Source organism: Bacillus sp. JJ1532, assembly GCF_036965085.1.
Classification (GTDB): Bacteria; Bacillota; Bacilli; order Bacillales; family Cytobacillaceae; genus Cytobacillus.
In genome coordinates this window covers 1-9,379 of record NZ_JBALOW010000090.1, presented here as the reverse complement: position 1 = coordinate 9,379, position 9,379 = coordinate 1, and the positions used below count along the sequence as shown (strand labels likewise).

Here is a 9,379-nt window from a genome sequence, read left to right as displayed (position 1 = left end):
TCTTTTTACCTAAAGATACCAGTGGTCGAGGGCGAAAAAACGGTCAAAATATTGATTAAATAAGGCTTTGCAGAAGCAATGTGTAAAATTTGTGTAAAATAATATAGGTTGTAATTTTTTTATATTAAATGATGTGTATAAACATATAGAAAGGCGAATTGAACATATATTTTGTATATTATTTGTCTAGTTTAAAATGTATTTTACAAAAAAGCGAAGAGACGATTTGTTAGATCGCTCTTCGCCTCAACATTTCTAGTGATATTAATCTACAATAAATCCGTGTTTAAACGGATCGTTTGGATCAATTAAAATATTTTGGAATCCTGTAATAAAGGCTGATCCAGTTATTTCTGTAATAACTGCATCTTTATCGCCAAGCATTGTGCGTTCAGTAGCTTTTCCAATAAATTTACCACCAACAAATCCCTCGCAAATTACTTCTTCATTTAAATCTAATTCATTTCTTCCAACCATTCTTGCGACCATAGCTGTTGTCCCAGTACCACCAGGTGATCTGTCAGCTTGTTGTTCACTAAACATATGAACATTCTTATAAGTAGCTTCCGGATAAAGCTGAGGCTTTCCATAAAAAGTGACAATATCAATATAGTTAATATAAGGTTTAGTAGGATGTTGTACTTTTACCTGTTCATTTACATGCTGCTTAATAATTTTCGCCAATGCTTTAAGTTTTGTTCCATTTGAAACATGGATTTCTTCATTTAACTGTTCAATATTAACCCATGCAAAATAGTTACCACCGAAACTAATATCAACCGTAATTTCCCCAAGTTCTCCTGCATCTATTACAACGTCCCTTTGTTCAAGGAATCCTGGAACATTTGTAAAAGTCACTGACTCAACGCGGCCATTTTCTACTTTAACTCGGGGGTAAACGAGGCCGGCAGGTGTTTCTAAAACCAGTTCAGTTACTGGGCCTTTCACTTCAACTAATCCGGTTTCAACTATTGCAGTTGCTACCCCTATAGTTGCATGCCCACACATATTTAAAAAGTTTGTATTATCCATATAAATGACACCAAAATCAACATCATCTCGAAGAGGAGGTAACAAAACTGCTCCAAACATATCACGATGGCCACGAGGCTCTTGAATGAGAGCGTTACGGAACCATTCATAGTGTTCTGCCATATAGTCTCTTTGCTCTGCTACAGTATTTCCTTTAAGTTTTAATAATCCACCATTAATAATTCTTGTAGGCTCTCCAAAAGTATGAGTTTCAATAGTTTGTACAACATTTGTAAAATTCATTTTTTATATCTCCCTTATATTTAAATTTACTAGATTATTAATCTAGGAATATATAGCATTACATCAGGAATGAATATTATTCCTAATTAAGAAATAAACAAGACTAGGATAAACCAAATATTGTATTTACTTACCTGAAGCATATCTACCTTTGCTATAGCTGTTATTTATAAACCTCACTTGCAATCGGCGGCTATTATTGGCCGATTGCCCAGATGATGATAACAACCATGGAAAATTGGAGACGATCAATAGCTGTTGGTTTAGAGTACTCTAACCAAGTCCTTCCTAACACTCAAGGTAATGCTACTTTCAGTTAAATAATCCAAAATTTCTTCATCAGGTAGATTAATAATAATCTCCTGAGAACCTGATACACACTCAACTACTCTTTTTGAACCAACAAAATGAACATTTTTTATTTTTACATCAAATGAAATTCGGTCTGAAGAATAGGAATTATTCGTCAATTTTAAGTGTTCAGGTCTAATTACTAGTTTTTTATTTGATGTTTTGATTTGCGGAAACTCTTTCATTAGATTTTCTTTTTCTTTGATTTGTAATAAATTTACATCTATTACATTGGTTTCTCCGATAAAATCAGCAACAAATAGCGTTTTTGGATTGCTATAAATTTGTTCGGGAGTGTCAATTTGTTCAATTCTCCCACTGTTCATAACCGCAATTCGGTCTGACATGATTAAAGCTTCCTCTTGATCATGAGTGACGTAAATAAACGTAATCTTAAATTGTTCATGAAGCTTTTTTAATTCGAACTGCATTTTTTTTCTCAGCTTTAAATCTAGTGCCCCGAGTGGTTCATCTAGGAGCAATACTCTGGGCTTGTTCACCAAAGCTCTAGCTAATGCAACCCTTTGCTGCTGACCGCCAGACAATTGCCTTGGATATTTGTCTTTATGCTGCTCCAATCCCATAATTTCGATAATTTCATTTGTTTCGCTTGTAATTTGTGCCTTTGATATTTTCTTTTGCTTTAGTCCAAAAGCGATATTATTATAGATACTTAAATGAGGAAACAAAGCATAGTTTTGAAAAACTGTATTAACTGGACGGTGATTAGGTGGTAATTTACCTGTTTCTTTACCGTCAATCTTTATGCTTCCATGACTGGGTAATTCAAAGCCGCCAATCATTCGAAGAGTGGTGGTCTTACCACAACCACTTGGGCCAAGAAGGGAAAGGAACTCCCCTTCTTTTATACTTAAGGAAATGTTATCAACTGCAATTGCCTGATTATATTTTTTGGTCACCTCATTAAACTCAATTATGCTATTTTTTTCTTCGGCCTGATATAAGGTACGGGTTTCTGCTAATGGAACCGCTGTCATGATTGAAACCTCCTTAACTTCCCATTTGTCTATTCCAGAGTTCGTTCCACTCATCCCTGTTTTTGTTTATGAGATTGTAATCTGGCATTTTTAAATCCTGTAGTGATCCATTTTTGCCATATGGCATTCTTTCAAGCGTTTTTTCATCTAATTTAACATCCTTATGAACAGGTGCTAGATATAAGTCATTTGCGATTCCTTCCTGTGCAGCCTTTGAAGTAGCATAGTTTAAGAAGGAATAAACTTGATCAGATTTTTTTGTACCTTTCACAACATGCCAGAAACTACCTGCACCTAGAACGCCTTCCTCTGGTACGACAAACTCAATCGGCAAGCCTTGGTCTATCATGACATATGCGGGTCCACCATAATGAGCTCCAACTGAAGCCTCTCCGCTTTGATATAAATTAGTAGCAGCTCCTGATCCGTCAAAAAATGCAACTACTTCTAAAGACTTCAATTTTTCTAGTCCTTTTTCTACTTTCCCTTTTTCTTCCCCTTCCAGCTCAGAAATTTGCATTAATAAAGGGAGCCCTCCAGTAGTTGCAGGTGTAGGAATTGTTAATTTTCCTTTGTATTCGTCATTCCAAAGATCTTTCCAAGATTTTGGTGGATTATTAACTACATCTTTGTTATACACGATTCCTAAACCCCAATATCCAAGAGCTACACCAAATGTTTCTTCATCATTTCCTTGAAATGCCTCTGGTAAAAGAGAATCGCTTTCTTTAAATTTGCTACTATCAAGTTTTTCGACAATTTCATTCTGATATGACAATTCGGAAATTCCTGAATCCAATAAAGCTAAATCAATAGTAGGAGAGCCCTTTTCCTGTAATAAACGGGAATATGTTGTTGTTGAATTTCCTTCAATGATATTCACTTTAATGCCGGTCTCTTGTTCAAAAGGTTTTATAATATGCTTTTTAATAGTTTCTCCCCAATCACCACCAAAAATGGCAATGGATATTTCCTGACTTTTTACATCTGTATTAGCCTCAGTTGCATCACCTTTGGGTTGAACAGGCTTTCCACAACCAGTAGCAACCATTAACAAAACTACGAATAATATTGTATACACTCTTAATTTCTTCATAAAGAAGCACCCCTAGTGTCCTGTTTTATTTTGAGGCAATATTCTCAATTCCCACTAACATATCAATAATGAGAATTAGGATAAAAGCGATATAAATTGTTACAGCGGAAACAGCAGCAATCATTGGATCGATATTATACTGAACATAATTGAACATTTTAACGGGAAGTGCCATTTGATCGGCTGCAGTAAGGAAAATGGTCACTTCTACATTTATCCAAGAGACAGCAAATGAAAATAGAGTTCCAGCAATAATGCTTGATTTCATTAGTGGCAAAGTTATGGAGAAAAAGGTTTTCCATGCTCCGGCACCCAGGTCCCTGCTCGCTTCTTCTATATATGGGCTTATCCCTATAAAGCTGTTCACGCATGTCCGAACAACATATGGCAAAATAATAACGATATGTGCAAATACTAAGGTTACGAAATTCTGTGGGCTGTTCGTAAAGTAGTAAAAAAACTGTAACAGAGCCAATCCTAAGAATATTTGAGGAAGCAAGAGAGGGGATGAAATTAGATTCATCACAATCCCTTTTCCTTTAAAAGTATTCCTTGCTAAACCGTAAGAAGCAGGAATACCTATTAATATTGCTAAGAGTGTTGCTGCACCGGATAATTTGAAGCTATACAGGAAGGACTCTACATAAGAAACATCTTCAAAAAGCTTCTGATACCACTTTAATGTAAATCCTTTGCCAGGAAAGCTTAAATAATTTAGTTCTGTAAATGAAACATTAATTAAAACCAACAGAGGGAAGGCTAGGAATAGAAATAGGAAACAACCCACAATCCACATAAATGTTTTAGAAATCAACGTCTCCCCTCCTCAACCCAATCAGATCTTAATAAATAATGATTCAGTCCAATAATCAGGAAGCTAAAGATTAAGACTGCAAAGGCAACAGCTGAGCCAAACTGATAATTAAACACTTGCATCATCTGTTCATAGATAACAGTAGCAATTAATTGAACTCTTCCTCCAGAAAGCATGGCAGGTGTTACGTATGCACTGATAGCTAAAGAGAAAACCATAACACTTCCAGCTAAAATACCTGGGACTGTCAGTGGAAGAGTTACTTTAATAAAAGTTTGTAATGGGCTTAGTCCTAAATCGGCAGCAGCCTCTTCAAATCTAGTATCTATATTTTCTAAAACTGTTGTTATAGATAAGATCATAAAAGGAGCTAAGATATACACCAAGCCAATTATGATTCCCGTTTCGTTATACAGAAGCTTTATCGGCTCAGAGATGATACCAAGCCCCATTAAAGATTTGTTGATAAATCCGTTATTCCCCAAAATCACCATCCAGCCAAATGACCTGACAACTGCACTTGTAAATAATGGGGATATGATCAAGATATAAGCAATTCTTTTCAACAGCTTTTTCTTAATATATTTGGTTGTAAAGTATGCAATAAAATAACCGATTACCAGAGTAATGAAAGTTGCAATTAAAGAGATTTTTAAAGATCGGAACGTAATGGACAAATAGTGTTGATCTTGAAAATATAAAAGATAATGCTGGAATGTAATACTTCCGTTCTCATCCAAAATAGAATTATTAAGGACAACAATTAAAGGAAGAATGAAAAATCCCAATAGAATTAAGACAGACGGAGCCAATAGAAGGACGATAGTTTTTTTTGACATAGCTGTTCACCCTTACTCTATTCGTTTAAGTAAATTAAAAACGGTTTCAATAATAAGCTCCACTTTATCATATTCAATTTTTTCTATTGTATCTGTTGGACGGTGATAGTCTGGTAATCTCCAAAACATAAGCAATGCTGTTGGAATACCTTCTAGATGGAACATCCATTCATCTGCCCCAGCCTTAGGAGTATCAACATCAACTTCAAAATCGATTCTCTCATAAGCCCCAGATTCTCTAAAACTATCTTTTACTTTTTGACGAAAATCTTCTGGTCCAACCCATGACCAAATCTTGTCTCCTGCACTAATTTGGTCAAGATTAATTACAGCTGCCACTTCATCAAGTATTCCTCTCTCTTTTAGATCATTTACATAATAGTCTGCACCGATAAAACCGACTTCTTCATTGGAAAAGGCAATGACATCAACATCAAATGGAAAATCATGATTTTCACTGCGTAGTCTTCTCGCAATTTCAATGATTCCAGCTATACCTGAACCATTATCATAGGCCCCGGGAGTGTTTAATGTAGTATCAGAGTGAGCGCAGACAATTACCTTTTTCTTATTTGTGGTATTTTTTGATTTGTATGGATGACTAATGATATTTGCAGATTTACACTCCTTAATATTTCCTTCCACTTTTACAAATACTTCAATTTCATGACCTTCATTTAAAAGTTCCCGTATATGAAGATGATCCTCAAAGCTCATAACCACTGCAGGAATAGGGAATTTTGATCTTGGATTCAGTAATGCAATCGGATCGCCACCGCTATTTACAACAATTTGTGCTAAAATTTCGCCTTCTGCGCCTAAGACGTTGTAACAAGGCATATCATAAACGCCAGGTATCAATCCTTTTATCCCATGGTATGTAAGTTTCCCACTAATTCCGGTACTAGGTGTGGACCCAGAAAATAATAGATAGGCTGTTTTTAATACTTTTGATATTGGATATAGAATCTCAAGTTCAGGCGATCCTTTAGGCTCCCAACCAATAAAAGGATAATCTTGCTTCTCAACTTCTACTCCTATTTCACTAAGACGTTGATAAATATAGTCTGTCCCCTTCCATTCACCTTCTGTACCAGCAAATCTTTGCCCTACTTCCTCGCTTAAAACTCGAATAGTTTCTTTGATTTCCTCACGAACATTTGTAGATTTAATATCATTCATTACAACCCTCCTATAAGTTCGAAGTTATTTGTTCTGAAGGCGTATTATCTTCCATTACAACTTTTGCATAATCTGTAATTCCACTTAAATGTTTGATAAATACTTCCTCAACCAGGTCTGGATCTCTTCTGCATAAAGCCTCATATATTTCTAAGTGCTCCTTAATGGATCTTTCTACTAGATGAGGTCTACTTAAAAAGGAATGTCTAAAATGAACTATATAATCATGTAAATTTTCTAGAATATTAACTAATCTAATTAAGCCAGAGGTTTTGATGATTTCCGCATGAAATAAGTCATGGACCTTCATAAGTTCATCAACTCTACCTTGTTGAAAGTAGACTTCTGACAGATCTAGATAGCTTTTTAATTTCAATAGCTGATCGTCGGTGATTTTTGTTGCTGCAACTTTAGCTGCTGTAGGCTCTAATAAGGAACGAATGAGGATAATTTCATTGATGGATTCTAAGGATATTCCATTGACTAGGCTGTGTGTTCTCGGGAGTATTTCAACTAATCCTTCTTGTTCTAATCGTTGAATAGCCTCTCTGACTGGAGTTCTACTAACTCCTAAGTTCTTAGCTAGATCCATTTCTACTAATCTTTGTCCATTTTTTAGTTCACCATTAATTATCTTTAATCTGAGTTGATTAAAAACTTCCGAAGCAATAGAAACAGATTTAATTTTATCTAACTTCATCTCAATTATTAACCTCCTTCCATTTTTGTATTGAATTCATTATACGACATATTGTATACAATCTACAATATATTTTTCTAAATATTTTTAAAACACACAAAATACTAAATAAACGTAATCATTTATCATATTATGAAAATGCTATTTGAAAGAAAAAGAGTATCGTGTCCTACTATATTAAATCATGCAGCATACCCCTCTAAACTAGGCTTAGCTGCGGGGCATTCATCTGCTTCGGACCTTGCGAAATAACCTTTAGATTATCATGGCACCGTGAACTCGCAGCTCTTTCGGAAAGCTGTTGAATTTCTCTGAAATAAGTTTGAACCTTATAAAGCCTATTGGAATAAGCATACCGCCAAGGATGAGCTGACAAGGAGGAAACTTGCTGCCGCAGGTTCATTAATTAAAGAGTATAAAAAGATGGTCTATTTTCTTATGTTACATTACATACAATTTGATACTAGAAATAATCAAATCTTTATAATAAAAAGGGATTTTAACTAGATAGGTTTAGCAAATGTGTTAAAAATGTATAAAATTACTTCAAAACCCAGCTTTTCCATCCACTTTCCCACAAAACAAAAAACACTCACAAACATTGATGTATCAAAATTTGTGAGTGCTTTATCGTTTCTAAATTCAAATCGTTTTTACCTAGTTATACCGGTGGTCGGAGTCAAAATAGCTCTAAAAGTATTGATATTACAATATTTTATCTAGATGATGTGTAAAGTTTGTTTAAATTGAATTGGGAGTGTATATTTTGATCACTTTATTTAGATTGTTTCCGTATTCAACCTGGCTTGGATAGTGATCGCAGATAAATATTAATGTAGTAGTGTTTACCTTATACTTTTTAATTAATAATTATATTAACATGTGAAAGTCAATATTACATCATGCGCCATTTTGGATATTGTTAGCTGTAACATCTTTAACGGCGATTACCGTTTTTCTATGTGAGTGCGTTAGCAAAATGTTAACAAATTAGAACAGTAAACAATACAAAATAGATATTAAAGAGTTGGTTATTTAATAATTACAACCAGTTATTGTATTTCTGCTTCTAGAAAAAATACTATGGCTTATCTTATAGCTTTTTTTTCAACTAATTAATTTGCCAATTCAAAGAATAGTTTGTCTGTTGAATACTATTCAAGCAAACCGTGAATATAAAGATCCATTTTTAGCCAAAATCATGATACTATTTAGAAAAAAGGAGGTTTAATATGGCTGTTAGAACTCAGATAGTTAGTTGTGATGTATGTAATACTAAAACTTTAGTTAAATTCCAAGTTGGCATCCTAAATCAATATCCTGTTCACTTCTCTTGTCCTAAATGCTTAACCAATATTTACGGAGATATCTATATAGATCAAGAAAAGGCTAGTATAGAGTATAAATTAAACAATGCCACCTATGAATACGAAGGAGCAGAAGAGTATATTCTCGTATTATCCGGGGAGTTCCCCTCAATAAAAATTGTTAAATCAACAGAAGAAACATACCAAGCAGCATTATTTTCACCTTTTATTCGTTACTCTCCTCATAGCGAAGAAGAATTGAATAAATATCAAATTTTATTTAATTTTTTACCTGAATTTATAAACCATGAATGGAAGTTAATCGAAAGAGTTGCCAATCTTTATTTTAATAGAAAAGATGAATACATAGAAAATGAAGTAAACAAATTAAGGGAAAGTTCAAAATTAACTATAAGTCCTTTTGAAAAAGAATCTAGTGTTAGCAAACTTGTAACAACAGTTTTTAGAGAACTTTCATCTAAAAAGCCACTAATAGACTCGCNNAAACAGAATCAAGCTAACTATCTAGAATTTCTAGATTTTTACACAAGGGAAGATTTAGTTAAAATTCAGAAGGAGTTATTTTCACTCTTTAATACCTTCATAAATCATTACAGATACATAGTTCCTGTCATATACTTAGAATCTTTGGACCGGCATATAGAAGACATTAAATTCCATGAAGGCTTAAATACTGTTTCAGTAGAAAAGCTAGATCGATTATATCAGAATACTTATGAAACATTACTACAAAACTCTACATTAACTATGCTAGTAGATAATTTAATTGTTAGAGGTTCAATTAATAGTATGAATC

General features: G+C 34.0%; 7 protein-coding genes. All 7 read right to left on the bottom strand.

Going from position 1 to position 9,379, the window contains the following annotated elements; all coding sequences use genetic code 11:
* Positions 1 to 264: 264 nt before the first annotated feature.
* Positions 265 to 1,275 (bottom strand): proline racemase family protein, encoded by a 1,011-nt coding sequence (locus V7122_RS22430; RefSeq protein WP_335355478.1) that lies wholly within the window; start codon positions 1,273 to 1,275, stop codon positions 265 to 267.
* A gap of 263 nt (positions 1,276 to 1,538) precedes the next feature.
* A complete protein-coding gene (locus V7122_RS22425; RefSeq protein WP_335529255.1) occupies positions 1,539 to 2,624 on the bottom strand; it encodes an ABC transporter ATP-binding protein in 1,086 nt (361 codons plus the stop codon).
* Positions 2,625 to 2,637: 13 nt separating this feature from the next.
* A complete protein-coding gene (locus V7122_RS22420) occupies positions 2,638 to 3,720 on the bottom strand; it encodes an ABC transporter substrate-binding protein (protein ID WP_335529251.1) in 1,083 nt (360 codons plus the stop codon).
* A gap of 25 nt (positions 3,721 to 3,745) precedes the next feature.
* Positions 3,746 to 4,534 (bottom strand): ABC transporter permease, encoded by a 789-nt coding sequence (locus V7122_RS22415; protein ID WP_335529249.1) that lies wholly within the window; start codon positions 4,532 to 4,534, stop codon positions 3,746 to 3,748.
* Positions 4,531 to 5,373 carry an ABC transporter permease gene (locus V7122_RS22410; RefSeq protein WP_335529247.1) on the bottom strand — a complete coding sequence of 281 codons (843 nt, stop codon included), beginning with the start codon at positions 5,371 to 5,373 and terminating at the stop codon, positions 4,531 to 4,533. The genes V7122_RS22415 and V7122_RS22410 overlap by 4 nt, the downstream gene beginning before the upstream one ends.
* 12 nt (positions 5,374 to 5,385) lie before the next feature.
* Positions 5,386 to 6,555 carry a M28 family metallopeptidase gene (locus tag V7122_RS22405; RefSeq protein WP_335529246.1) on the bottom strand — a complete coding sequence of 390 codons (1,170 nt, stop codon included), beginning with the start codon at positions 6,553 to 6,555 and terminating at the stop codon, positions 5,386 to 5,388.
* 10 nt (positions 6,556 to 6,565) lie between these two features.
* Positions 6,566 to 7,255, bottom strand: a complete 690-nt coding sequence (locus tag V7122_RS22400; RefSeq protein ID WP_335529244.1) for a GntR family transcriptional regulator — start codon at positions 7,253 to 7,255, stop codon at positions 6,566 to 6,568.
* Positions 7,256 to 9,379 lie beyond the last annotated feature (2,124 nt).

Excerpts from the sequence above, each read along its gene's own strand:
- V7122_RS22405 (WP_335529246.1), bottom strand. The coding sequence starts at position 6,555 with ATGAATGATATTAAATCTACAAATGTTCGTGAGGAAATCAAAGAAACT.
- V7122_RS22430 (WP_335355478.1), bottom strand. The coding sequence starts at position 1,275 with ATGAATTTTACAAATGTTGTACAAACTATTGAAACTCATACTTTTGGA.
- V7122_RS22400 (WP_335529244.1), bottom strand. The coding sequence starts at position 7,255 with ATGAAGTTAGATAAAATTAAATCTGTTTCTATTGCTTCGGAAGTTTTT.
- V7122_RS22425 (WP_335529255.1), bottom strand. The coding sequence starts at position 2,624 with ATGACAGCGGTTCCATTAGCAGAAACCCGTACCTTATATCAGGCCGAA.
- V7122_RS22420 (WP_335529251.1), bottom strand. The coding sequence starts at position 3,720 with ATGAAGAAATTAAGAGTGTATACAATATTATTCGTAGTTTTGTTAATG.
- V7122_RS22410 (WP_335529247.1), bottom strand. The coding sequence starts at position 5,373 with ATGTCAAAAAAAACTATCGTCCTTCTATTGGCTCCGTCTGTCTTAATT.